Origin of the sequence: Acinetobacter sp. NIPH 817, from assembly GCF_000368405.1 — a bacterium.
GTDB lineage: Bacteria > Pseudomonadota > Gammaproteobacteria > Pseudomonadales > Moraxellaceae > Acinetobacter.
In genome coordinates, this window is record NZ_KB849420.1 from 1,162,276 (window position 1) to 1,187,800 (window position 25,525).

General features: G+C 39.7%; 19 protein-coding genes and 1 pseudogene. 10 read left to right on the forward strand and 10 right to left on the reverse strand.

Annotated features, from left to right (window positions below; translation table 11 throughout):
• Positions 1–21: 21 nt before the first annotated feature.
• The 5 genes and pseudogenes from F968_RS20625 to F968_RS09140 all read right to left on the reverse strand — a co-directional run bounded on the left by F968_RS20625 (position 22) and on the right by F968_RS09140 (position 4,626).
• Entirely contained in the window at positions 22–210 is a 189-nt protein-coding gene (locus tag F968_RS20625; protein WP_235823111.1) for a phosphopantetheine-binding protein, read from the reverse strand.
• A gap of 30 nt (positions 211–240) precedes the next feature.
• A pseudogene (locus F968_RS09125) lies at positions 241–891 on the reverse strand (isochorismatase family protein); the annotation flags it as partial.
• Positions 892–912: 21 nt separating this feature from the next.
• Complete coding sequence (locus F968_RS09130; protein ID WP_004792418.1) at positions 913–2,577, reverse strand: (2,3-dihydroxybenzoyl)adenylate synthase; 1,665 nt, start codon at positions 2,575–2,577, stop codon at positions 913–915.
• Positions 2,574–3,812 (reverse strand): isochorismate synthase, encoded by a 1,239-nt coding sequence (locus F968_RS09135; RefSeq protein ID WP_004792424.1) that lies wholly within the window; start codon positions 3,810–3,812, stop codon positions 2,574–2,576. Before F968_RS09135 ends, F968_RS09130 begins: the two co-directional genes overlap by 4 nt.
• 43 nt (positions 3,813–3,855) lie before the next feature.
• Positions 3,856–4,626 carry an SDR family oxidoreductase gene (locus tag F968_RS09140; RefSeq protein WP_004792425.1) on the reverse strand — a complete coding sequence of 257 codons (771 nt, stop codon included), beginning with the start codon at positions 4,624–4,626 and terminating at the stop codon, positions 3,856–3,858.
• Positions 4,627–4,892: 266 nt separating this feature from the next.
• On the opposite strand from F968_RS09140, the gene fes reads away from it, so the two are divergent.
• Genes fes through entS form a run of 4 tightly spaced genes read left to right on the forward strand, consistent with a single transcriptional unit; the run spans position 4,893 to position 14,748 of the window.
• A complete protein-coding gene (gene fes / locus F968_RS09145) occupies positions 4,893–6,092 on the forward strand; it encodes an enterochelin esterase (protein ID WP_004792428.1) in 1,200 nt (399 codons plus the stop codon).
• 29 nt (positions 6,093–6,121) lie between these two features.
• A complete protein-coding gene (locus tag F968_RS09150; protein ID WP_003651732.1) occupies positions 6,122–6,337 on the forward strand; it encodes an MbtH family protein in 216 nt (71 codons plus the stop codon).
• A gap of 12 nt (positions 6,338–6,349) precedes the next feature.
• Positions 6,350–13,501 (forward strand): non-ribosomal peptide synthetase, encoded by a 7,152-nt coding sequence (locus F968_RS09155; RefSeq protein ID WP_004792430.1) that lies wholly within the window; start codon positions 6,350–6,352, stop codon positions 13,499–13,501.
• Complete coding sequence (gene entS / locus F968_RS09160; RefSeq protein ID WP_004792431.1) at positions 13,498–14,748, forward strand: enterobactin transporter EntS; 1,251 nt, start codon at positions 13,498–13,500, stop codon at positions 14,746–14,748. Before F968_RS09155 ends, entS begins: the two co-directional genes overlap by 4 nt.
• Before the next feature lie 42 nt (positions 14,749–14,790).
• On the opposite strand, the gene F968_RS09165 is transcribed toward entS, so the two are convergent.
• The gene (locus F968_RS09165) at positions 14,791–15,522 is read right to left on the reverse strand and encodes a 4'-phosphopantetheinyl transferase family protein (RefSeq protein WP_004792433.1); all 732 of its coding nucleotides are present in this window, start codon (positions 15,520–15,522) and stop codon (positions 14,791–14,793) included.
• 413 nt (positions 15,523–15,935) lie between these two features.
• Between F968_RS09165 and F968_RS09175 the strand changes: the two genes are divergently transcribed.
• Both F968_RS09175 and F968_RS09180 read left to right on the forward strand, forming a co-directional pair.
• Complete coding sequence (locus F968_RS09175) at positions 15,936–16,226, forward strand: hypothetical protein (protein WP_004792435.1); 291 nt, start codon at positions 15,936–15,938, stop codon at positions 16,224–16,226.
• Positions 16,227–16,228: 2 nt separating this feature from the next.
• A complete protein-coding gene (locus F968_RS09180; protein WP_004792436.1) occupies positions 16,229–17,833 on the forward strand; it encodes a PepSY-associated TM helix domain-containing protein in 1,605 nt (534 codons plus the stop codon).
• A 46-nt stretch (positions 17,834–17,879) separates the two neighbouring features.
• Here F968_RS09180 and F968_RS09185 read toward each other — a convergent pair whose 3' ends face one another.
• From F968_RS09185 to F968_RS09200, 4 genes are all read right to left on the reverse strand, one after another.
• Entirely contained in the window at positions 17,880–18,500 is a 621-nt protein-coding gene (locus F968_RS09185; RefSeq protein ID WP_004792438.1) for an ATP-binding cassette domain-containing protein, read from the reverse strand.
• Between the two features lie 4 nt (positions 18,501–18,504).
• Complete coding sequence (modB, locus tag F968_RS09190; RefSeq protein ID WP_004792441.1) at positions 18,505–19,197, reverse strand: molybdate ABC transporter permease subunit; 693 nt, start codon at positions 19,195–19,197, stop codon at positions 18,505–18,507.
• Entirely contained in the window at positions 19,194–19,979 is a 786-nt protein-coding gene (modA, locus tag F968_RS09195) for a molybdate ABC transporter substrate-binding protein (RefSeq protein ID WP_004792445.1), read from the reverse strand. The genes modB and modA overlap by 4 nt, the downstream gene beginning before the upstream one ends.
• A gap of 475 nt (positions 19,980–20,454) precedes the next feature.
• Positions 20,455–20,805 (reverse strand): winged helix-turn-helix domain-containing protein, encoded by a 351-nt coding sequence (locus F968_RS09200; RefSeq protein ID WP_004792452.1) that lies wholly within the window; start codon positions 20,803–20,805, stop codon positions 20,455–20,457.
• Positions 20,806–21,025: 220 nt separating this feature from the next.
• Between F968_RS09200 and antA the strand changes: the two genes are divergently transcribed.
• From antA to F968_RS09220, 4 genes are all read left to right on the forward strand, one after another.
• Complete coding sequence (antA, locus tag F968_RS09205; protein ID WP_004792454.1) at positions 21,026–22,441, forward strand: anthranilate 1,2-dioxygenase large subunit; 1,416 nt, start codon at positions 21,026–21,028, stop codon at positions 22,439–22,441.
• 2 nt (positions 22,442–22,443) lie between these two features.
• Positions 22,444–22,935, forward strand: coding sequence for an anthranilate 1,2-dioxygenase small subunit (antB, locus tag F968_RS09210; protein WP_004792456.1), 492 nt, complete (start codon positions 22,444–22,446; stop codon positions 22,933–22,935).
• A gap of 5 nt (positions 22,936–22,940) precedes the next feature.
• Positions 22,941–23,975, forward strand: a complete 1,035-nt coding sequence (gene antC / locus F968_RS09215; protein ID WP_081399511.1) for an anthranilate 1,2-dioxygenase electron transfer component AntC — start codon at positions 22,941–22,943, stop codon at positions 23,973–23,975.
• A gap of 449 nt (positions 23,976–24,424) precedes the next feature.
• Positions 24,425–25,483, forward strand: coding sequence for an AraC family transcriptional regulator (locus F968_RS09220; RefSeq protein WP_004792462.1), 1,059 nt, complete (start codon positions 24,425–24,427; stop codon positions 25,481–25,483).
• Positions 25,484–25,525: the final 42 nt, after the last annotated feature.

Below are 25,525 nucleotides of genomic sequence, written 5' to 3' on the forward strand. Positions count from 1 at the left end.
CCATTTTTTTATTCTTTCAATTTAAGCGACTAGCTTATCAATCCAAACTTCTAAGGTTGGTTGTTCAGCCAAATCTTCAAAGCTTACCTGTGCGCCGTAAGCTTGCCATTTACCCACTAATGTCATGAGTCGTACCGAATCAAGCCCAAGCATGAGCAAATCATCATTTAACTGAATGTCTGATGCAGGAATCTGAAGCTGTTCGCTCACCGCCAAAACAATACCTTCTTGAGTAAGGGGTGATGCCGCTTGTTCAAGCGCCCAAGCTCGTGTGACCTGTTGAGTTGTCATCACTTGCCCACAACGTGTACTTGTGTATTTTAAAGCCATATCGTGTTCTTCACGGCTAAAATCAGCGAGCGCATCTCCACATAAGAACGGCTGGATATTTAGCATAAAGGCTTCCGCTGCACTCATAAGGCAGCCAATATGAGCATAAACACCACAAATGATGAGCTGGTCACGGTTTGACTCACGCATGAGTTGTTCAAGTGGAGAAAACTTAAATGCGCTATAACGCCATTTTGTTAAGACAGTATCATTTTTTTGAGGAGAAATTTCCGGCAAAATTTGAGTAATTTTTGGATCATCTTTTAGGCCAGTTCCCCAAAAGTCAGTTAATAACTGGCGATGTTCCGGTGTCTGGTTACCGGGCTGTGCCGTATAGACCACAGGGATATTAAACTTACGCGCAGTTTCAATTAGTTCTTTGGTATTTTTAATAAGCTCTGGAATAGGCGCTTGAGTTTGATCATAAAAATCTAAAAAATATTGCTGCATATCATGTACTAATAAAACAGCGCGATTGGTATGCAACTGCCAAGATGTTTTATTCGCCGTAAATTCGTGGGCTTGTGGCATGCTGTAACTAGCAATTTTAGGAATACTCATCAAATTTTTCCTTTTTTATCTTTAAGCAAGAACATTGGTGTTAGTTTCAAGTTGTTGACGTAATCTTTTTTTGTCGATTTTTCCAAAGGCTGTATATGGAAATTGCTCGAGAAATTCGACCCGATCGGGAATTTTGTAGGTAGCAAGTCCATAGTCTTTCAGATGTTGACGAACTGACATTGCAAGGCGAATTTGGCTTGGGTCATCACTTTGTGCTTGCCATGCAATAAAGGCACAACTTTTTTCCCCCATAATCTCATCAGGCATAGCAACCAGTGCTGCTAAGCGAATTTGTGGGTGAGTTAATAAAGCTTGTTCAACCTCTTCAGTCGCAATTTTCTCACCAGCACGATTGATTTGTTCTTTTGAACGCCCTTCTACCACAATGCAGCCATCTTCGCGAATACGCACTAAATCGCCTGTTCGATAAAAACCATCCGGTGTAAAAGAGTGTGCATTGTGCTCAGGTGCTTGATAATAGCCGCGAATGGTATAAGGCCCACGAGTCAGCAAATGCCCTACCTCTCCAGCATCTACTGGCTGATCATTATCATCCAGTACTAAAATTTCATCATCTTGCGAAATTTTTAAACCTTGGGTATGAATAATTTGCTCTTTCGTCATGTCAGAATGGGTGTAATTCACCAGTCCTTCAGCCATGCCAAAAACTTGTTGTAGATTGACTTGGAACTCATCAATCAAGCGTGTGGCAACTGCATCGGGTAAACGCGCTCCTCCGACTTGCAAGCAACGAAGAGTCGACAATATTGGATCTTTATCTTTTGCCGCTTTATCCATCCATGGGCGAACCAAAGCAGGAACCAAGCAAGCATCAGTCACACCGTGTTTTTTGATTAATGAAAAAGCAGTTTCAGGACTTGGATCAGTTCCTAAAACCACAGCACCACCCGAATAAAAAATGCCTAAAGAACCAGCCGAACTCATTGAAAAGTTATGTGCCGCGGGTAAAACCATGAGTAAGCGTGATGACTGATTGAGACGGCAGATTTTTGCGCTTTCGCGTACGCTATATAAGTAGTCGTCATGGGTACGTGGAATCAGTTTAGGAACACCGGTACTTCCACCTGAAAGTTGTAAGAAAGCAACCTGATCTGCCGTAGTTGACGAAATCGCCTCATCTGAAATATGGGTTTCTTTTAATAGATCTTGAATAGCTACAAATTTGTCGGCATTTCCAAGGACAAATATATGTTGTAAGAAAGGAGCAGTTTGCTGAAGCTTTTCGGCAAGCTCTCGGTAGTCAAATTTTTGTGCACCAAAATCAGCACAGAAATAAGCTTTTGCTTGGGTTTGTTTAAAAAAACTGCTGAGTTCTGCATAGCGATGTGCAGGTAAAGACATCACAGGTAAAGCACCCAGCCGAATCAGTGCAAAAAATAAAACATAGAACTGATAGTAATTCGGCATCTGTACAACCGCTTTATCACCCGCTCTTAGTCCATGTTGATATAAGTGGCTGGTACAGTAATCAACTAAATAATCAAATTGAGCGTAACTGACGGCTTTATCCCCATCATATACAGCAATATTTTCTGGGTATTTTTGAGCACTTTCACGCAAGAAATCACTCAAGTTTTGCCCAAGCCAATAACCTTTTTTACGGTAAATCTCAGCAAACTCTGCTGGATATGGCACGGCGCCATCCAGATAAACCTGTGTTGTCATGTGTTTGGTCCTTGTATTGGCAATTGATTGGGTGAAATCTGGAATCCGTCCAGCACAGTGCGAAATTTAGCGGCAGTTTCAGCATGTTCAGCTTGCGGACGAGATGCTTCTACAATCCCTGCACCAGCAAATAAACGGGCAATATTTTGATAAATTCGGGCACAGCGAACAGTCACCGACCATTCACCATTACCTTGTTCATCTGCCCAGCCCATAGTTCCTGCAAATAATTCACGGTTAAATGGTTCAAGTTGTTGAATTAATTCTTTAGCAATTGGACTAGGCTCCCCACATATTGCGGGTGTTGGGTGTAAGCGTTCAATTAAGTCAAAAACATGGGTATCGGCTTTCTTAAGTTCGCCGGTGATATGGGATGCCAAGTGCCAAAGGCGTTTGGTACGAATGAGGGATGGTTGTTTAGGTACTTGTAATTGCTTGCAAAAAGGTGTGAGCTCATCGGCAATCATTTCGATGACGAGTGCATGCTCATGTTGATCTTTTTGTGAAGCCAGTAACGCTCTGGCATTATTTTGGTCTAGGGTTGGATCGTCATCACGAGCCAATGTGCCAGCAACCGGTTTACTCCAGATTTTTGTATTTTGCTTTGCAATTAAAAGTTCGGGGCTTGCACCGACAAACCATCCTTCACTTTGAGGATGCCTCGCGACTGCATAGTTATAGCCTTCGGGATTATGCTTAGCTAAGTTATAAAATAAGTCCGAGACGGGAATATTTTGTTCAAATTCAAGTTGTAAAATACGAGCAAGTACGGCTTTATCGAGTTTTTTTGCTTGCATTTGTTGAACTAAATACTCAACTTGCTGTTGGTAATGTTCACCTAAAGGGAAATAATCCGCCTTTTCTAAAGATAAAAAACCAAAATCGATATCAGATTGTACATAGAGTACTTTCTGATAGATTTTTGCATTTTGCATGAGCATTAAATTGACATCGGCTGCAGAGCAAAATGGTAGTCCACCCATAATTTTGACGTCTTTATAACCGTCATTTATTGCATGCTGTAATTGAGTTCGCGCTTCATCTAACCAATCTTTTAAAAAGCTATTTTTAGCGACTTGAATATCTCGTAATTTTTGATGACTATTGATGGTGTATTCTGGCGTGGTAAAAATAAAACCTGCGTCATTTCCACAATTTAAAATTTCTTGCGCTAGTGCAACGCGGCTTTCAGTAAAATTTTCTCGTTGGATAAAATACGGATGCTGTGCCGACATCTCGCAACTCCTTATCAGTTATTTTGTTGTAATGAATGGATGTTTAAACGCCTAAAGTGGCTCCTCCATCAACCACAATTTCTTGCATGGTAATTTGTGCGGCCTGATCAGAAAGTAAAAAACTCACCGTATTGGCAATATCTTCAGGTTGGGCTAATTTCCTTAAGGGAATGCCTGTACGGTATTGGCTTAAATCTCCATCGATTACCGCAGGCGGAGGCGAATTATCTGTCCAAAGCTGCTGCTGCATTTGAGTTAGCGTAGAGCCTGGTGAAACAATATTAAGCCTGACTTGATGAGGTGCAATTTCAAGCGCAAGATTACGGCAGTAATGGCTCAATGCAGCTTTTGTAGTTGCATACATGCCAAGTTGTATACGTGGCATCCGTGAACTATTTGAGCTAATCGTGACAATACTTCCCTGCTTTTTTTCACAAAAATGCTTGGCCAGTTGTTGACTAATCGCAATAGGTGCCATGACATTTACTGCGAAAAGTGTTTGCCAGTCTTCTGTTTTTGCTTCAAGCATAGAACGCATAATCAAAACGCCCGCCGCATTCACTAAACCCGTCACGCTATATTTGTTTAAAATATTGTTAATGAGTTTTGCTGTTGTTTCTTGATCAGTAATATCTTGCTGAAAGCCTTGCCAACGTGAAATTTCACGTTCTTGTAGCTTTTGAGTAATTTCCCATTGTTCTGGGTTTTCCTGTCGGTCGATGCCGATGACTTGATACCCTTGCTGCAATAATTTTTTTGCAATAGCAGCTCCAATACCTCTTGCAGCACCTGTGACTACGATGGTAGAGCTCATGTTTTACTCCAGTTTGACTCGAATATTAAATTGCGCCACATAATTGCAAATAATTATCATTATTATCAAGTGCGATAAATATCAAACATAAGATTACAATCTAAAACAAGTTATTTATTAACCATAAATCTCACTTAAGCTATTGTTTTTAATTAATATTAGCAAAACACATATTTTTTTATTGATTATAATGATAATTGTTTTCATTTACTAATGAGAATCATTCTGATAATTTGACCGCGCTTTCTTGTCGAGATGGACTCAAAATGAAGCCATTTTCTCAACCCTTACATCCCCTATTTCAACAGCTCAATGTTGGGAGTGAAGTCTGGTGGAATACCGTAAAAAAACTAGGTAGCCCGCTGGTCAACCTACAAAGAAATAAAGCGCTATGTACCTTTATTTGGCGTAGTTCTGAACTCAAAGAAAGCCTTTTTGTTTATATCGATATCTATTCACAAAGCCCTTCTATCTATCAAAAGTGGAATCGTTTTAGCCGTGTAGCTGGGACAGATGTGTACTTTTTTGAAATAGAGTTGCCTCTAGCTTGGGCTGGTAGTTATGTGGTCGTGATATCTAGTGAGGAGGCCCCAGACACAGATTGTGCAGCAACACGACGCGCATGGTGGCAAACCCAGCTTAAACAGAATGCTCAAATTGATCCATTCAATCAACATCGGTTTTACACGGGACATCTGGCTCGATATATCAATCAAATTCAACTTGAAAACACGAAATCTTTAATAGCCGATTGCCCGATTACAAAAACATTTCAATGGTCAAGTCGCTTATGCCAGCAGGACTATTTAGTCGACGTTTTTATTAGTCATCAATCAACTCAAGAAGACTTGCCACTCATCATTTTGCTTGATGGCCAAATCTGGAGCCGAGAGCTTCCGATTATTCCCGATCTTCAGCATTTAACTGTTTCAGATAAGATTCGCCCAGCAGTTTATGTTTTTGTTCATAGTTTAAATAGTCAACAACGCCAACAAGATTATGGTTGTCATGATGCATTTAGTCAGGCGTTGGTTTATGAACTTATTGAAACGCTTCTAAAAGAATATTCCTTTATTTCTAAAACAGACATTACCTTATGTGGTCAAAGTTTAGGTGGATTATGCGCTTTACATAGCACCTTGTTGTTCCCGACCATTTTTACTTCTCTGATTTTACAGTCTGGATCTTATTGGTGGTCAGATTTTTCGAACAGTACGTTAGGTCAAAAATATAAAGGGAATATTTTAGAACTGCTTCAAAACCTATCTCATCCATTATCAAAAACAACTCAAATTTATATCAGTGCCGGCACGTATGAAACCGATATGCGGGACGATGCCCTACAGCTTTATCAACAATTGCAATCATTCAATCAAGTGAGCTTTCACAGTTTTTCAGGCGGACATGATGCCGTGAACTGGCGTACCGACTTGCTTAAGGCATTGCAAAAAATTCTTTCACTATAACCATTTGTTTCATCAAGGATAACAATATCATGAGCAACTTACAGGAAAACTATATTAATCCTTTCGATAACGAAAGTTTGTCTTTTCAGGTTTTAAAAAATCAACAAGGTGAGTTCAGTTTATGGCCTGCTCAACATCAGGTGCCATCGGGGTGGGATGTTCAGCATGGACCGGATACACGGGCTTCGTGTATTGCATATGTGGAAAAGCACTGGGTTGCGATTAACCCCTTTCAACAAGCGTAAAGGAGTATTGGCATGAATCAGGCATTAAACAATGAATTTACTCCGGACCTTTCACAACCCGCTCGTTTTGAATTGGCCTCTACTCAGCTCGGCATTTTCCTTGCCGATCATTTAAGTTCAATTGAAGATTTATATACCATTGCGCATTGTTTGGAACTACCAAAAACTGTCGACATCCCCACATTTAAAAAAGCAATTCAAATCGGCTTAAATGAAGCCGACACGGTCATTGCTTCATATTCATCTGACCCGTCTCAACCCTTTATTGAGCTTAATAATCAAGTTCAGTTTCAAATCGAAGAATTTGATTTTTGTCATTTAACGCCTAAAAAAGCTCAACAACGCTTATGGGACTGGATGCCGTCAGATCGTCAATGTGCTAAATCACTTAAAGCTGGTGAAACTCAACTGTTCCGTCAGGTGCTATTTACGACACATGACAAAGTGTATTGGTATCAACGTTATCACCACATCATGCTTGATGGCTTTAGCATGATTAACTTAACCAAACGTATTGTTGAGTTATATCAACAATTACAAGAAGGAAAAGATCTTTCGGTTTCCCCGTTCATTGGCGTGAATGAAGTTATTTCAGAACGTCAGGCTTATGAAAATAGTCATCAATTTAAAATAGACCAAGCTTTCTGGAAAGCTTACTGTGAAGATTTACCGAGCCCAATTAGCTTAAGTACTCATCATTTAGCGGCAAAAACTACAGCAACATTTGTTAAGCATCAGCTGCGTTTTTCGACAGGAATTTTAGAGCAAATTCAGGCTTTAGCTGCGCAAACCAAGTTGGCTTTAAATGACATGATGATGTCATTGTCATTACATTATATTTACAAAATGACCGATAAAGCCGAGTTGGTTAACGGTATTCCATTTATGCGCCGTTTAGGTTCAAAAGCGATTCGCTCAACCTTACCTACGGTAAATGTCCTACCTGTGAAGTTTAAAGTTGCTGAAAAAGACAGTTGGGTGAGCTTGGCTCAACACGTACAAGAGCAATTACGAGAAATTCGTCCGCATCAAAAATACGATGCAGAACAAATTTTAAGAGATTTAAATAGTATCGATATTCATGAACGAATGTACGGCCCTATTTTAAATTATAAAGCTTTTGATCAAGACTTGGTGATTGATGGTGAAAAGGTCAAAACACACCATATTTCTACAGGACCAATTGATGATTTTGAGTTTTCTTTTATTGTTCAAGATCATGAATTGATTATCGAACTACGTGCAGATTCGCAGCGTTATACACAAGATGAGCTATTTAACCACGGTCAACGCTTAACGTTATTGCTCGAACAAGCCTTGATTCGTCCAGAACAGCCATGTAGCAATTTTAATATTACAACACCACAAGAGCTTACTGCCCTGACCCAAAGTGGTATTGGTCCGCGTGTTAGTCATCCTGAACAATATAATAATGTTTTAGATATTTTTTATGAGCAAGTGAAAAAATATCCTGAACGTACCGCCATTGTGAGTGGTGAACGTCCAAACCTTCAGCATCTCAGTTTTGCTGAGCTTGCAGTAAAAGTGAATCAACTGACTCGTTTTTTACAAGAAAATGGAGCCAGAAAGCAAACTGTGATTGCGGGAGCTATTCCTCGTTCGATTGACTCAGTTGTGGTGATGTTATCTGTACTCAATTCTGGTGCGAGTTTCTTACCTCTCGATTTAGATTATCCAATCGATCGTATGCAAATGATGTGTGAAGATGCAAATCCATTATTTGTATTAACGACACAAGCTCTTGCACAGCAACTACCACAAAATATTCAGCAGTTACATCTTGATCAGGAAGGCGTTCAAACACAAATTCGAAAGCAAGACGCGAGTGATATTCCTGCCGAAAATCGTAAATTTGATTTCCAAGATGTTGCATATGTAATTTTTACCTCAGGAAGTACGGGTCGCCCTAAAGGAGTAATGAACACACATGGTTCTTTACTCAACCTCATTTTGTCGCATAAACCAACCATTTATTGGCCAGTATTAGAAGCGGTAAATGAGCGTTTCCCTGACCGTCCGTTACGTGCAGCGCATACCCACTCTTTCTCGTTTGATTCATCTTGGTTGCAAGTTTTCTGGATGTTATGGGGCCAAGAGCTACATATTTTTGATGAAAACATGCGTCGTGATGCATTTGGCTTAGTGCAAGAAATTCAACAACGACAAATCGATACACTGGATTTACCGCCATCTTTTTGTGCGCAAATGATGACAAACGGCTTATTTGTTGAAAATCAGCATCATCCAAGTCTTATTTTGATTGGTGGTGAAGCTGCACCTCTAGCCTTATGGCAACAGCTCAATGCTCAGCCAGCGCTTTTTGCTCATAACTTATATGGCCCAACAGAATATACGGTTGATACTTTCCGAGCAGAATTAAAACAGACCGCTCGCCCTGTCATTGGTAACCCTATTGGTAATACACAGGCCTATGTATTAGATCGTCATTTACAACGATGCCCGACTGGCGTCATTGGTGAGCTGTATATTTCTGGCTTTGGGATCGCCAATGGTTATTTAGGTCGCGCTGACTTAAGTGCTGCCCGCTTTGTAGCGAATCCATTTGAACATGGACAGCGCATGTACCGTACGGGTGATTTAGTCCGCTGGAATAGTGCGGGTAAACTTGAGTTTATGGGGCGCTGTGATGACCAGATTAAAATTCGTGGTTATCGAGTCGAGATTGGTGAAGTTGAAAATGCACTTTCGATTTTAACCAATGTTGAAAGCGCAGTCGTGATTGCAGAACCGATTAATAACAGTCATCGTTTACTTGGTTACTGTGTAGTCAAAGACATTGAACTTGATGAAAAAACCAGTGAACAACTAAGTCAGCAATATTTAAGTCAGTTACGTCAAAACTTACCTGAATATATGGTGCCTTCTGCCCTAACTGTTATGTCCGAGTTTCCACGAAATGTAAGTGGTAAAGTCGATAAAAAAGCATTGCCGAAACCTCAAATTCGTGCCCATAGCCGAATGGCTGAAACGCCTGAACAACAGCTTTTATGCCAAATTACTGCATCTGTTCTTAAGCTTGACGCTATTGGGATTGATGACGACTTCTTCATGACAGGTGGCGATAGTATTTCGGCCATTATGCTTTGTACTCAACTACGCCAACGTGGTTATAGTTTAAGACCAAGTGACGTATTCCAATTTAAAACAGTCGCCGCTATGGCACCGCAACTCACCCGTTTAGATGAACAACAAGCAGCTGTTTCAAAACCGTTATTTTCAGCGGACCTAGAACAAAAAGTTCAAGAAAAATATGGCAAAAACAGCACGATTTTGCCTTTACTTCCTTTGCAAAAAGGCATGCTGTTCTTATCTCAAGTAGAAAATCAATCGAACTATAATGCCTTTACTCGTCTGAGCTTAAATGGAGATATTGATCCAGTACGTTTACAGCAAGCGTTGATTACCGTATTAAAACGTCACCCGCAACTAGGTGGGCATTTTGATAGTGAATTAGCTGAAGAACCTGTTTTTATCTATTCATTACATCCTACTCAAGCTTGGCCAGTTCAGTTTTGTTCGGTCACTCCCGATCTGCTTGAGCAAACCATTCAAGAAGCATTGCAGCAACCGATTCATCTCGACCAACCCTATGGCTTAATTCGGGCAACCTTAATTCAACATGCTCCTGAACAGTCAGAACTATTGATTATGGTGCATCATCTGTTAACAGATGGTTGGTCAACTCCGCTGTTTTTACAAGACTTTATTAAAGCCTATCAGCAGACTAACCAACAACTGCCAGTGCTTGAACATAGTTATGAAACGGTGATTAAAGCTTTATCTGGACGTGACCATGAAACATCCAAAGTAATTTGGCAACGTGATTTAGCAGATTTACAGCCACTTATTTTATTTAATCAAGCACAGCAAGCTGTACAGGAAACTTCATATCGTTTAAGTGCTGAGTTGGGCGCGAAACTTCAACACAAATTACGCCAGCAAGGCATCACGCTCAATGTCTTCATGCAAATGATTTGGGCAATGACTTTAAATATTTATGCTCATCGTGAAGATATTGTGTTTGGTACTCCTGTTTCGGGGCGTTCGGCACCTATCAATGGTTTAGAGCAGCAGATTGGATTGTTTTTAAATACGATTCCGGTACGTGTAAAACTCAACATGCAACAAACACTTTGGGAACAATTGCCTCAGTTACAGCAATTGCATGTTGAACATTTAGAACATGATGGTTTAGGACTAAGTGCAATTCAGCAATTGATAGCTCAGGGCAATCTTTTCGATAGTTTGTTAGTTGTAGAAAACTACCCCGATAACCAGTATTTACAGCAAAAACTTGGTGATGCTGCTATTTCCAAACTCACAAATCGCGGTTATAGCCATTATCCGCTTGCTTTGTTGGTTATTCCTGATCATCAAATTGAACTATTGCTCGAACAGCGTGGTGTAATTGATCAGCCAGAACATTTCCTAGAGCGAATGATTCAATTGATTGAAATTGCACTAAATGAACCAGAGACATCTCTAAGTCATTATCGTTTGCAGCTGGCTGAAGAACACGATTTAATTCAGAAAACAAATCAAACTCAATACTATGTTCGCCAAAGCACGTTACAGCAATTACTCAGAGAACAAGCTCGAATTACGCCTGAACAAACGGCGTTATCTGATGAAAATCATCAGCTCAGTTTCAGTGAAGTGCGTTTGCAAGTTTGTGCTTTAGCACAGCAATTGCAAAGAGCGGGTGTACAGGCTGGAGATATTGTTGCCGTTGCCCTGCCAAGATCAGTCAAACTGAGTATTGCGATTTTGGCGGTAATTGAAGCAGGTGCAGCTTATTTACCTATTGATTTACAACATCCGACTGAACGCATCAAATTTATGTTGCAGGATGCTAAATCTAAACTTGTGATTGGCGAACAAAAAGATTTAGCAGCTATTGTTCACCCATCAATAGCTACCTTTGCTTTTAATGAATTATTTGATGAAACAAAGGTTGATTTAAGTAGCTATAAAACGACAGTTATTACCCCACAGCATCCGGCCTATTTAATCTATACATCCGGTACAACAGGTCAGCCAAAAGGTGTTATGGTTTCTCACCAGGCCATTGTGAACCGTATTTTATGGATGCAATCAGAGTATCCGCTGTCAGCAACCGATACGATTTTGCAAAAAACACCATGTACTTTTGATGTTTCAGTATGGGAGTTTTTCTGGTCATATTTAGTAGGTGCACGACTAGTGATTGCACCTATAGATGCACACCGTGACCCATTGGCATTATTAAGTCTCATTCAAAAATATCAGGTAACAACATTACATTTTGTACCGTCAATGTTGGCTGTTTTTGAAAATGCTGCTACCGAAATTTTGTCCTCTGCTCAGCGTCAAAGTTTACCAATCTGCCGAGTGTTCTGTAGTGGTGAAGCATTACCAACGGCTTTAGCAAAATCATTTACCGAGCACTTTAGCTGTGAGCTACATAACTTATATGGCCCAACGGAAGCTGCGGTAGATGTGAGTTATATGGATGCAACACTAGGTTTACACCCTGAAGAAAGTTGCGTCGCAATTGGTTATCCAGTCTGGAATACCCAGCTTTATATTTTAGATCAATACTTACGCCCTGTTCCTGTTGGAGTAGACGGTGAGCTTTATTTAGCAGGCCATCAACTTGCCATGGGATATTTGCATCGAGCAGACTTAACCGCATCACGTTTTGTGGCAAATCCATTTACAGCAGGTCAACGCATGTATCGCACTGGTGATATTGCCCGTTGGCATGCAGACGGTAGTATCCAATATATAGGCCGTGCTGATGATCAGCTAAAAATACGGGGTCAACGTATAGAACTGGGTGAAATTGAACAGCAATTACGCTTAATCAGCGGTCTAGATGTGGTGGTACATGCTATCTCTTCTGAGCAAAATAAAGCAAATGTTCAATTGGTCGCTTATTTGCAAACAACTGCACCTGTGGACATCGACCAGTTAAAGAAACAATTGGCGAAACATCTTCCTGCGTATATGGTGCCGACACACTATATGTTGGTCGAGCAATTCCCATTAAGTCATAATGGTAAGCTCGACCGTAAAGCACTGCCGCAACCACACCTTACTCCTTCAAATACAGAAAAACAGTACGCCACCTCTGCTTTTGAACATGAACTGACACGTATTTTCCAGCAAATTTTAAATACAGATCAGAATATTGGTGTGAACGAAGATTTCTTTGCCATTGGTGGACATTCCATTTTGGTGATGAAGCTTGCAATTGAAATCCGAAAAGTATTTAAGCGGACCATTCCAATTGGCCAATTGATGAGTCATGTCACGATTCAACGTTTAGCAGCTTTACTGCTTACACAAGAACGTTTAGCAGAAGTTGAACAAACTGGCATGCAACCTATTTTACCAATCCGTTCTGGTTCAGGGCATCCATTGTTCTGTTTCTACCCGGGTTCTGGTTCGGCATGGCAATATACGGTTTTGAATCGTTATTTGCATTCTGATTTACCTATTATTGGATTGCAGTCACCTCGACCAGATGGCCTATTGGCAAATAGTACTGATATGGACGAATTGGTTGAAAAACAACTTGAGATTATGCGCAAGCAACAACCAACCGGACCTTATACTTTATTAGGTTATTCACTTGGTGGCACTGTGGCTTATGCAGTTGCAGCGAAGTTAACTGAACAAGGTGAAAAAGTTGATTATCTCGGCTTGTTAGACACTTACCCTGCTGAAATTCATCAATGGTTAGATTTATCGGTAGAGGAAATGAATGCTGAAGCTGAACAAGAACAGCTTCAATTCTTCAATGATATTTTAGCCGATGCAGATTCGGCATTAAGTGAAGAAACCCGCCGTTTACAAGAAGATATTTTCGCGAACTATCGCGATGCCGTCCGTTTATTAAAACCGTATAAGATGCCGCACTTTGATGGTGAACTACACTTAGTTGTCGCTGAAAAAGATTTGCTACCGTATATCCAACCAGAACAACAATGGTCCCCTTTAGTTAAAAAACTCAATATTGTTCGACTAAGTGAAGCTGATCATACCGATATATTGTCTCCGCAGCAGCTTGAAACACTTGGCCCGATTTTAAATCGCATGATTTGTCAGGCGCGCGGTTTAGAGGAGCACACGCCATGAGCTTCAAATCTATATTGACCGATTTTAGTCTTTTAAAACGTAATGCTCATTTCCGACATGTATTTATTGCCCGCACATTGTCATTGTTAACCATTGGCATGTTGGTCGTGGCTATTCCAAAACAAGTCTATGACATTACAGGTAGTTCGTTAAATGTTGCAGTTGCAATGGCTTTTGAAGGCATTGCCATGTTTATTGGCTTGTTACTTGGTGGTTTGCTGTCAGATCGCAAAGACCGAAAATGGCTAATTTTATTGGCACGTAGTGTATGTGGCTTAGGGTTTGCTGGCCTCGCGATTAATGCCATGTTTGAGCATCCTTCGCTCTATGCCATTTACTTTCTTTCAGCATGGGATGGTTTCTTTGGTGCACTCGGTGTAACCGCAATGATGGCGATCATGCCTGTAATTGTAGGGCGCGAAAATATTGTACAAGCCCGTGCAATCAGTATGGTGTCCGTACGTCTTGCAACCGTTATTTCACCTGCAATCGGCGGTATATTAATTGCTGCTAGCGGTGTTGCGACCGTGTATTGGGTCTCAACCGTAGGTACTTTACTTACTGTATTTTTATTAATGGGACTACCTGCGCTTAAACCGCAACATGTATCAAATGGCGAGAGCCCTCTTCGCCAATTAGTTCAAGGGTTTAAATTTGTTTTTAAAAATAAAGTAGTCGGTAGCACGATTTTAATTGGCACATTGCTCAGTTTTAGCAGTGCTATTCGTATTATTTTTCCGCAAATGGCAGATGAAATTTTTCACGGCAGTGCATTCGAACTCGGGCTTATGTATACGGCAGTGCCTTTAGGCTCGACTTTAGGAGCTTTACTCAGTGGCTGGACAACACGTTTACTCAGACCCGGCTTGGTCATGCTCTATACGTGTTTAGGGGTTTTTAGCTGCATGATTATGATTGGACTTTCACCGTGGTTAATCGTGACTTTGCCCATTTTATGTGTATTTGGATATTTGATGTCGATTGCCAACTTGCTTCAATACAGCATTGTGCAAGGACATACACCTGATGAATATTTAGGGCGTATTAATTCAATCTGGCTTGCACAAGATGCATTAGGCGATTCGATTGCCACCACAACTTTAGGTCTTTTAACTCGGTTCTTACCAATATCCGGAAGTATCCTCTTCTTTGGCATATTAAGCTTTGCAGTCGGTTTTATGTTCTTATTCAACTCTCAAGATATGCGGGAAACAGGATTCCAAGATCCTAATTTACAAGAAAATTAATCTCTAAATAAAAAAGAAGGCAATTCGTTGCCTTCTTTTGCTTTAAGCAGAATGACGTGCCTGAAAAACCCAAGTCATAATATGGTCTTGTTCTATGGTCCAGCCACCGTCATAGTGTTCTAAGAGTTGATAGCGCTGCTGAATTTCCGGCAAAAAAGTTAGCGTTAATGTTTGATTTTCAAAATTAATATCGACTATAGATGCTTCTAAAAAATCAATATATTGCTTTGCAGTGGGATAAACCGCTTTATATAAGCTTTCTTTTACAGAGAAAATTAAACTCACATAACGGGTAAAATTAAGAAACTCAGCCGCTTTACTTTTCCATAAATCAAACTCAGATGGTGTTAAAACAAGAGGTGCACTTTCTTGAGCAAATTCTGAGGTCACCCAGTGTTCAATATCAATTCCCAAATAATTCGCGTTGTTAGATAACGCAACAATTAACTTATTTTGTGAATGACTAATACTCCCCAAAACATGGGATGGCCAGATGGGTAAATGTTCGTGCATCGAGGTTATTGACTGATCTAATCCAAAATGATGACTTAAAACAGCCTGAGCCAATACTCTCCCACAAAGGTATTCTTGTTGACGTTTTGGATGTGCTTGAGCAATTTTTAGGGGATGCTCTAATCGTTGGTCTATATGCAAATGCGTTGTTTGCGATAAATCTAGCCCATAACAAAATAGCTCTGATGTAAGAAAAATAGGACTCGAAATTTCATAAATTGATTTACTGATTTGTTCAGGAATGTATAGATAATGACTCACTGTATTCGACTTCAAAATAAATATTTTTAATGAGTTATCTCCTATCTTAACTTACTCAATGCAAATCTATAAATAATTATATTTATCATTTGATAATAATTATTATTTACTTATACTGTTGGGTAAATTTTGACTTTAATTTATTTATAAACATTGATTATGAAACTTATAGGACTTTTTTTGACCCTGTTGGGAGCGGTCAGTATCTATTGTAGTCATAGCAACCAAAATCTGTTGTCTCAACATCTTCCTACTTTCTTTAAGTATTTGGGTCTAGTGCTATTAGGCATTGGATTTATTGCGCTTTTTGCAAGCTTACCGAAAGTGGTTGCCGCTTTTTGCTGGCTCATGCTCATCATTTTTGCGTGGTCTTTCCTCCCTTTTATGGCGCTTTTTAAACGGAAACTGGTTTCATGAAAGCTAAAATTCAGTCTCCGATCCAGCCAGACTGGTGGAGTAAAACTTTTGCTGGTGGTGTTTTTGGTCTAAGTCTTTCTATCGCGATTGGTAATTTGATTGTTTTATTAGGCCAACCTTATATAGCCATGGATTTATTGGTGCAATTGGGGATGTGGAGCGTTCCGTGGTGTTGGATGCCTATTATGTTTGGCTGTTATTTTTTTACGTCTGGGCGAAAAGCGCTTATCTATTTATTGATTGCCAATACCCTAGCGTATAGCTGTATTTTTGTATTACGGGGTTAAACATGAAAGTACGTTCAGACATCATGAAATTAGCAAAAAGCATGCATACTTGGGTGGGTGTATGTGCAGGGATTTTGCTTTTTATCTGTTTCTTTGCTGGTGGGCTCAGCATGTTTCAGCACCATATTAGTAAGTGGGCTACCCCAACACAGCAAGTTTTACCAAAAGTCTCACCCGATCAATATAATGAGCTTATTCAAAAAGTACAGACTGCCTATCCTGCTGCGCAAAAGAACTTCACACTAAATTTATCGTCCAATGAATTTCACTATGCACCTATTACGTGGAGTGAACATGAACGTGGAGATGGCTTTAATGCGGCGCAGTCTACGTGGATGGCAAGCTTAGATGATAAAGGTCAGTTAATCGTTGCCCAAGAAAACCTATCTAAAGCTGGCTGGCTGATCGAACAATTGCATGAAACAGCAGGCATACCGGGCATGGCAGGCCATCACGGATTAGGCCTGTATGTGATGGGCGTGGTTTCAATTTTATATTTTCTTGCCCTGCTTTCAGGAGTGATTATTCTTTTACCCACCTTGGTAAAGGATTACTTTGTCATTCGGCCTGGCAAAAATAAAAAGCGATTTTGGCTAGATGCACATAACGTGATTGGAATTACCAGCTTACCGTTCCACATCATTATTAGTATTAGCGTTATTGTCTTTGCTTTTCATGACTTTTTTTATGATGCTATTGGACAACTTGCACTCAAAGGACAGCCCATTTTCCAGCGTTCTCCTCCTGCACTTATTCAACCAAAACAAACACAAATCGATGTTCAGCAAATATTAGCTCAAGCCAAAAAAGTAGCGCCTGAATATTCAGTCGACTATATCCAGTTCAGTGGTCTAGATAAACCCGAAAAAGCCAATGCACGTATTGCCCTCTATAGTTCAGATCAGATGTTGCGCGGTGCGAATCATGACTTTATGCGTATGAACCCATATGCAGTTGAGCATTTTAATCACAAAGGCATCAACACACAGACTGATGCCGGTAATAAGCTAATCAACGCTATGTTTAGCTTACATTTTGGAAGTTTTGGTGGTATGGGCGTACGTTGGATTTATTTTGTGTTAGGTGTCGGTGGCGCTTTCTTATTTTATACGGGCAACATTCTTTGGGTTGAAACCCGTGCACGTAAGCAAAAGCGTGCTGAAGATCCAGTTCCTGTTCAACGTAAAGATGTAGTGTTCCTTGCGAACTTAACGATAGGTGCATGTTTAGGGTGTGTTTTAGCAGTCGTGGGCACAATGTTAGCCAGTCGTTGGCTTTTCGCTGCTTTCAATATTGAAAGTATGAATCACCTCTTTATGTATGGTTATTATGCGATATTCCTACTGAGTTTGATTTATACCTTTGTGATTGGGTATGCAAAAGCTCTACCACAACTGCTGTTAACTTTGGTTTTAGTTTTATTTGCGATTCCGCTTACATCCGTTTTAGCTTACTTCATTCCTCAAAGTGGCTTATGGGTACATGGTGGAGAAATCTTAGTGGTTGATTTCTTAGCTATCATTTTTGCTTTCGCTTTCTGGCGTTTTTATCAACAAGTCCAAGATCGTCGAAAATCTGCTCCAACGGGCAGTTTATGGGCTAGCTAACAACTATAAATCAATATGGCTGAAATAATGTGTGAAATATGGAAAATTATAAAATCCACATTGTTTCGGTCAGTTGTTTAATTTCTTGAATATCATGACTCACATAAATCATCGGAATTTTTATTTCCTCTTTTACTTTCTGAAAAAAAGGAATAATTTCAGCTTTATGGTTCGCATCAAGTGCTGATAAAGGCTCATCAAGCAGTAATAGCTTAGGTGAATATAATAATGCTCGTCCTAGGGCTACGCGCTGTTTTTCCCCCCCTGAAAGTTTGATGGGCATGCGTTGTAATAAATGCCCTAACTTTAATAACTCAATAATGTAATCTGCTTCAAAGTGACGTTCTTGTTGGGAAAGATGCTTAAGACCAAATAATAAGTTTTGCTTTACCGTTTTATGCGGAAAAAGCTGAGCATCTTGAAAAACCAATCCAACATGACGCTTTTGCGTGCTCAAATTAATTTTCTGATTTGAATCAAACCATGTTTGGTCCTGTATCTTAATGAGTCCACTACGTGGTGTATTTAATCCTGCAATGGCATGTAGAATTGATGTTTTACCTGACCCAGAGGCACCAAATAGCCCAATAACAGAAACATCCGACTGGAAACTAGGTTCAATATGAAATTGACCCATTTGTAGCTCAAAACGGCATTCAATCAACATAATCTCACCGTCCTAAACGCTTCTTTTGATAACGATGAAACCACTGGGCAAACCATAACGCTAAAAAAGCCACGCTTAGCGACAAAACAATAAGCCTCTGAATAGCGGTCTCGGTATCGGGTTGTTGCATTAGGCTATACATGGCTAGAGGCAAGGTTCGTGTTTCATTTGAAATATTACCCACAAAGGTAATGGTAGCCCCAAACTCACCTAAACTGCGGCAAAAACATAAAATAGCACCAATTAAAATTCCACTGCTGGCAAGAGGCAAAGTGACATGAAAAAATGTCTCTAAAGATGAGGCACCTAATGTCTTTGCTGCCATTTCTAAACGCTGATCGACCAGTTCAATCGCTAGACGAATAGATTGTACCAATAGCGGGAAACCCATCACTGCAGAAGCAAGAACGGCGCCTTTCCAGTTAAAGGCAAAATCAATTCCAAGCGGTGCCAAATATTGTCCAATAAAGCCGCGACTCCCAAAAACTTGTAATAGCAAATAACCAGGAACCACTGGCGGTAACACCAAAGGTAAAAATACCAATGTTTCAATGAATGACTTACCCCAAAACTCTTTACGCGCCAAAAACCATCCCACGCAAATTGCAGGAGTAATACTGACCACAAGACAACTTGCTGCCACCTTACAAGAAAGTTGCAGAACGCTGAGCTCTTCTGGGGTTAAAGAAAACATCATGGTTTAACTGGAACCAACACGCTAAAACCATATTTTCTAAATACAGCTTTAGCTTGATTGCTTTGTAAAAATTGATAGAACTTTGTTGAGTTCGGATTCTTTTTAATTATCCCTACAGGATAAGTAATTGGCGGATGCATATTTTCTGGAAATACGCCAGCTACTTTCACGTCTTTACTAATCGCTGCATCAGTTGCATAGACAATCCCAACCTGACATTCACCACGCGCAACAAAGTTTAGCGCTGCTCGAACATCTTCTGTTTCAACTAACTTTGGCTCAATTCGGCTCCACCAACCTAAATTGGTAAAAGCTTGTTTAGCATATTTTCCGACAGGCACACTTTTGGTATCCCCTGTACAAATCTTTCCTGTAAACACTTTATTTAGATCGGTTGTTTTATCTAGTTTTACATTTAGTGACTGCCCTTTTGGAGTAATTAGAACCAAACGGTTACCTAATAAATTCACACGCTCATTTGTTGCAACTAATTTTTTGTTTTGTAGATAATCCATCCACTGTGTATCAGCAGAGATAAATACATCGGCTGGTGCTCCAGCTTCAATTTGTTTCGCTAATGTCGATGAGCCTGCATATGAAGTTTTGACTTCTATCTTGTTTTGTTTTTCGTAAATTTTTTCTAAATCGTTAATAGCATTGGTTAAGCTCGCTGCTGCATAAACAGTAACCGATTCAGCCTTGGCTGGAATATTAAAGACCAATCCTATGCTGAGCACCGAACAGGCTAAAGCCAACTTTTTTATCTTCGCATTACTTACCATTATGTTTTACCTTTTTTTTGCAGCGATATATACCCAAGAATATAGCGCTATACAAAAATTATGAAAAGCATAATTCGTCAAATATAGATGACTGGAATGAAGGTAAATAGCGCAATTTGTATTTAAAACTTCATTTTGGTGCACTCGGTAGTGAGGCTAACCATTTAAGAGCACTATATAAAACTTATTTTCTTTTAAACTTTAGTGTCTAATTTAATTGGTTTTATGGTCATCCCTATGCCAAAAATCACATAGAGATAACCATAAAGATCTATAGAAAGATCAGTCGTTTATGCCAGCCACTTTTTTAGATACGCAAAAAAACGCCTATCCCAGACTATCTTTTTCGATAGTGCAGAATAGACGCCATTGTCTGTGTAACTGAAAATTGCAGCAGTGCTTTTTCAGCGTGCACTTTGTATTAAGCAAAAGCTATACCAAATTAAAAGATTCTGTCGCTATAAAAGCTTTTAATTTAGTTTTTTAAATAGCTACTCATAATTTGATAATCATGTTCTAAGGCTTGTCGAGCATTAACTTCCATTTGACGATAGTGTTGTAAGACTTTCTGGCCCAAAGCTGTAACCGCTGCCCCACCACCATGTGTTCCACCTGTTTGAGTTTCTACTAGAGCTGTTTCGAAGCATTGATTCATGGTGTCTACCAACTGCCATGCACGGCGATAGCTCATATTCATAGATTTTGCGGCTTGTGAGATCGAACCAGTTTTTTCAATTGCTTCAAGTAAGTCTGCCTTTCCAGGGCCGAATGCGATGTTCTGCTCTAAAAGAATTCTAATCTGTAATTTTAAGTTTTGTTCTTTCATCGGCTTAATTCACAAGATTTGATTTTATTCTGGTTAAGATTATATGGAAATTTAAAAAGATAGGACATATACATTTTTAAAATGCGATTACATCTTAAAGATAGTCTTATTAAAAAATCAAAACTGCACAAAGTGGATAAAGATCTGGAAAAAACGGATAGAGGCTCAGGCCTAATCGCGGTTCAATCAGTTAAAAGCTGATTGATTGGAGGATTGAGCAATGACCTCATCTAATTTAAAACAATGGAATGATTTTGTAGATGGATGTATCGACTTCCGTCCTAACGATGGCGTGTTTCGTATTGCACGTAATATGTTTACCGAGCCTGAACTATTTGACTTGGAAATGGAGCTTATTTTTGAAAAGGTTTGGATTTATGCATGTCACGAAAGTGAGATTCCAAACAATCATGATTTCCTAACAGTTCAAATTGGTCGTCAACCGATTATTGTGAGCCGTGATGGTAAAGGCGAATTACACGCGATGGTCAATGCTTGTGAACACCGCGGTGCGACCTTAACACGCGTTGCTAAAGGCAATCAGTCTACATTTACCTGTCCATTCCACGCATGGTGCTATAAGTCAGATGGTCGCTTGGTTAAAGTCAAAGCACCTGGCGAATATTGTGAAGATTTTGATAAATCAAGCCGTGGCTTAAAACAAGGCCGTATTGCCAGCTATCGTGGATTTGTATTTGTAAGCCTTGATACTCAAGCAACAGACTCACTAGAAGACTTTTTGGGTGATGCAAAACTGTTCCTTGATTTAATGATCAACCAATCGCCGACAGGTGAACTCGAAGTACTACAAGGCAAGTCATCTTATACCTTTGCAGGTAACTGGAAGCTACAAAATGAAAATGGCTTAGATGGCTACCATGTCAGCACTGTTCACTATAACTATGTCTCTACAGTTCAACACCGTCAGCAAGTCAATGCATCAAAAGGTGCAGAACTCGACACGCTTGACTATAGCAAGTTGGGTGCTGGTGACTCAGAAACTGACGATGGCTGGTTTAGCTTTAAAAATGGCCATAGTGTTTTATTCAGTGACATGCCAAATCCGACTGTTCGTCCGGGCTACAGTACAGTTATGCCATATATGGTTGAAAAATACGGCGAAAAATATGCTGAGTGGGCAATGCACCGCTTAAGAAACTTGAACTTGTACCCTAGCTTATTTTTTATGGACCAGATTAGCTCACAGCTTCGTATTGTTCGCCCTGTGGCTTGGAATAAAACTGAAGTCATTAGTCAATGTATTGGTGTTAAAGGTGAATCTGCTGAAGCGCGCCGTAACCGTATTCGCCAGTTTGAAGATTTCTTTAATGTGTCGGGCCTTGGTACACCAGACGATTTAGTTGAATTCCGTGAACAGCAAAAAGGTTTTCAGGCACGGCTGGAACGTTGGAGCGATATTTCGCGTGGTTGTCAGTCTTGGGAATATGGCGCGACCAAAAACTCACAAGATTTAGGCATTCAACCCGTCATTACTGGCCGTGAGTTTACCCATGAAGGACTCTATGTAAACCAGCATGGACATTGGCAACATCTAATGCTCGACGGCTTAAATAAAAAAGCATTGAAAATGCAGGATATTACTTTTGAAAACAATGCCCTAATGGATGAGGTGTAACCATGTCACAAGAACTAAATTTTGCTGTATCTCAGTTTTTGTACAAAAAAGCAGAGCTTTGTGATGCTTATGACTGGGATGCCTATCTAGAGCTTTACGATGAAGATAGCGAATATCATATTCCACAGTGGATTGATGATCATCACTATGTTCAAGATCCAAATCAGGGTTTGTCTTATATCTATTATGCGGACCGTACAGGCCTTGAAGACCGTGTATTCCGTATTCGTACCGGAAAAGCAGCCTCTGCAACGCCGTTACCACGTACTTTGCACAGCATAAACAACATTCGAGTTAAAACATTGGATGATGGAGTAATTGAAGCAAAAGTTGCATGGCAAACGCTTTATAACCGTCAAGGTTTAGAAGGTTGTTTTTACGGACATGCTACTTATCTTTTACGCCAAACCGCAGATGGTTTCCGCATTCGTCGTCAGCACAGCATTTTGCTTAATGACAAAATTGATTCCGTTTTAGACTTCTATCACGTTTAAGGGGAATGAAAATGGGACATTCAGTTGCACTTAACTTTGCCGATGGCAAAACCTTTTTCATTTCGGTGAATAACGACGAATTGTTGCTTGATGCAGCAGTTCGTCAAGGAATTAACCTTCCGTTAGACTGCCGTGAAGGTGTTTGTGGTACCTGTCAGGGTCAATGTGAAACTGGTATTTATGAACAAGAATATGTTGATGAAGATGCATTAAGTGAGCGTGATTTGGCTGAGCGAAAAATGTTAGCTTGCCAGACGCGTGTGAAATCCGATGCAGCTTTTTATTTTGATCATGATTCTGCGATCTGTAACGCTGGTGATACTTTAAAAATTGAAACCAAAGTGACAGCGGTTGAGCTGGTTTCTGAAACGACAGCAATTTTGCATCTTGATGCAAGCAGTCATGCTGAACAACTTCAGTTTTTACCGGGTCAATATGCTCGTTTGCAAATTCCAGATACTGAAGATTGGCGCTCATATTCATTTGCAAACAGACCAAACGCAACCAATCAATTACAGTTTTTAATTCGTCTCTTGCCAGACGGTGTGATGAGTAATTATTTGCGTGATCGTTGTCAGGTTGGACAAAGCTTACTTATTGAAGCACCGCTTGGTAGTTTCTATTTACGTGAAGTACAGCGACCACTGGTTTTTGTGGCAGGTGGAACAGGGTTATCTGCTTTCTTGGGAATGCTTGATAACTTGGTGGATCAACCGAACTCACCTGCGGTTCAGTTATATTACGGCGTAAATAGTGAAACCGACTTATGCGAACAACAGCGTTTACATGCCTACGCGGAGCAGCTACCAAACTTTAGTTATCACCCGATTGTGACTAAAGCAACGGAAGCTTGGCAAGGTAAAGCAGGTTATATTCATGAGCACTTAAATAAAGATCAACTGGCCGAGCAGGCTTTTGATATGTATTTATGTGGCCCCCCACCAATGATTGAAGCCGTTAAAAATTGGTTGGATGAGCAAGCTTTGCAAAACTATCGTATTTACAGCGAGAAGTTTTTACAAAGCAATACCTCACGTTAAAAGTATAAATAATTTAAAAACCACTGAAACCTGAAATGATTCAATATACTCTGCAAGGGGTATATTGAATTTTTGCATAAAAATTAAAAGTTAATATATATCAATAATATAAAAAATAAATTCCGACAAAATAAATTGACCAGTTCGCTCGGATTTGCTATAAATTTTGATAGATCTTAAGGAATAAGATCATGATGAGATTAACTTATAGCACCTTTTATATTCCCCTATTCTATTTCTCGAATGTATTAAATTGATGGACAAAATCCGACTTAAAAATTTGAGAAAATCATATTAATTAGCGGTTAAATTGGTCTGTATTTTGCTTATATCTCATTGTAATTTGCGAGTAACTTAATTTTTTAAGTGCCGTATTTACTTGATGTGCAGCGAAGTTTTAAAGCTTTTACAACACAAGTAAATACAGGAGTGAGCCAAAAGGGATAAATATGAACCAAGCCAACTCCCACGAACTCAATGGACGTCATTTTCAAAATGAGTCTATCTTTACCAATCATAATCTGGTCTTTGATCACCACGATTTAAGCGAAACTTGCCGAAATGTAGGGCAGATTTTTAAACCGCATGATCTTAAAATCTCTCAGCAGAAGCGAGATTTCAGTGCAACCATGCACCATGTTAAAACAGGCGCACTATCTATTAGTCGCTTGGAATATGGCGCAGATGTCATTATTGAACCAGATCACCTTGATAACTTTTACCTTATTCAAATTCCAACTCAAGGCTACGCAGAAATCGAGTTTGGTTCTCAAAAGTTTATTTCTTATTCTCAAGTTGCTTCTCTTATTTCTCCTCAGCAATCTTTACGTATGCGCTGGCATGCAAACTCACCCCAGCTTATTCTAAAAGTGTCAAAGGATGATTTTACTTACCATTGCCGTCAACACATTGCGGATTCAGAGAATAACTTACTCGTTTTTGACCCTAAATTAGATTTTTCTACCCAAGGTGGAGCCTATTTTTTGCAGCTGGTTAGAACATTGATGGATGCTCTAGCATGCGAGCAACACCCTCTCCATCATCCTTTAGCCTTTAAACAGTTTGAGTCAAATTTATTTAATGCTCTCATTTATGGTCAACCCAATAACGCATTACACAAAATAGATCAGCATAAAGAAAAAACTGTTTCTCCTTATTTTGTGAAGCGTACAGAAGCCTACATTAAAGAACATTTACATGAGCCGCTTAATGTCGAAATTTTAGCTGAACATGCAGGCGTGAGCGTGAGAACACTATTTACTGGTTTTAAAAATTACTTGGGGACAACCCCAATGTCTTATCTAAAGGAATTACGCTTTGAACAAGCTCATTTAGAACTCATGCATAATGAAAATCTATCGGTCACAGACGTTGCATTTAAATGGGGATTTACTCACTTAGGCCGTTTTTCTCAAGAATATAAACGCCGCTATGGGGAATTACCTTCGTCTACTCGTCGATCTGGTCACAGTGAAGGTTCAGGCTTAATTACTTCAATTTTTTCTTAAGTTTACAATAGACGAAAGCCTTTTATATTGATTGATATAAAA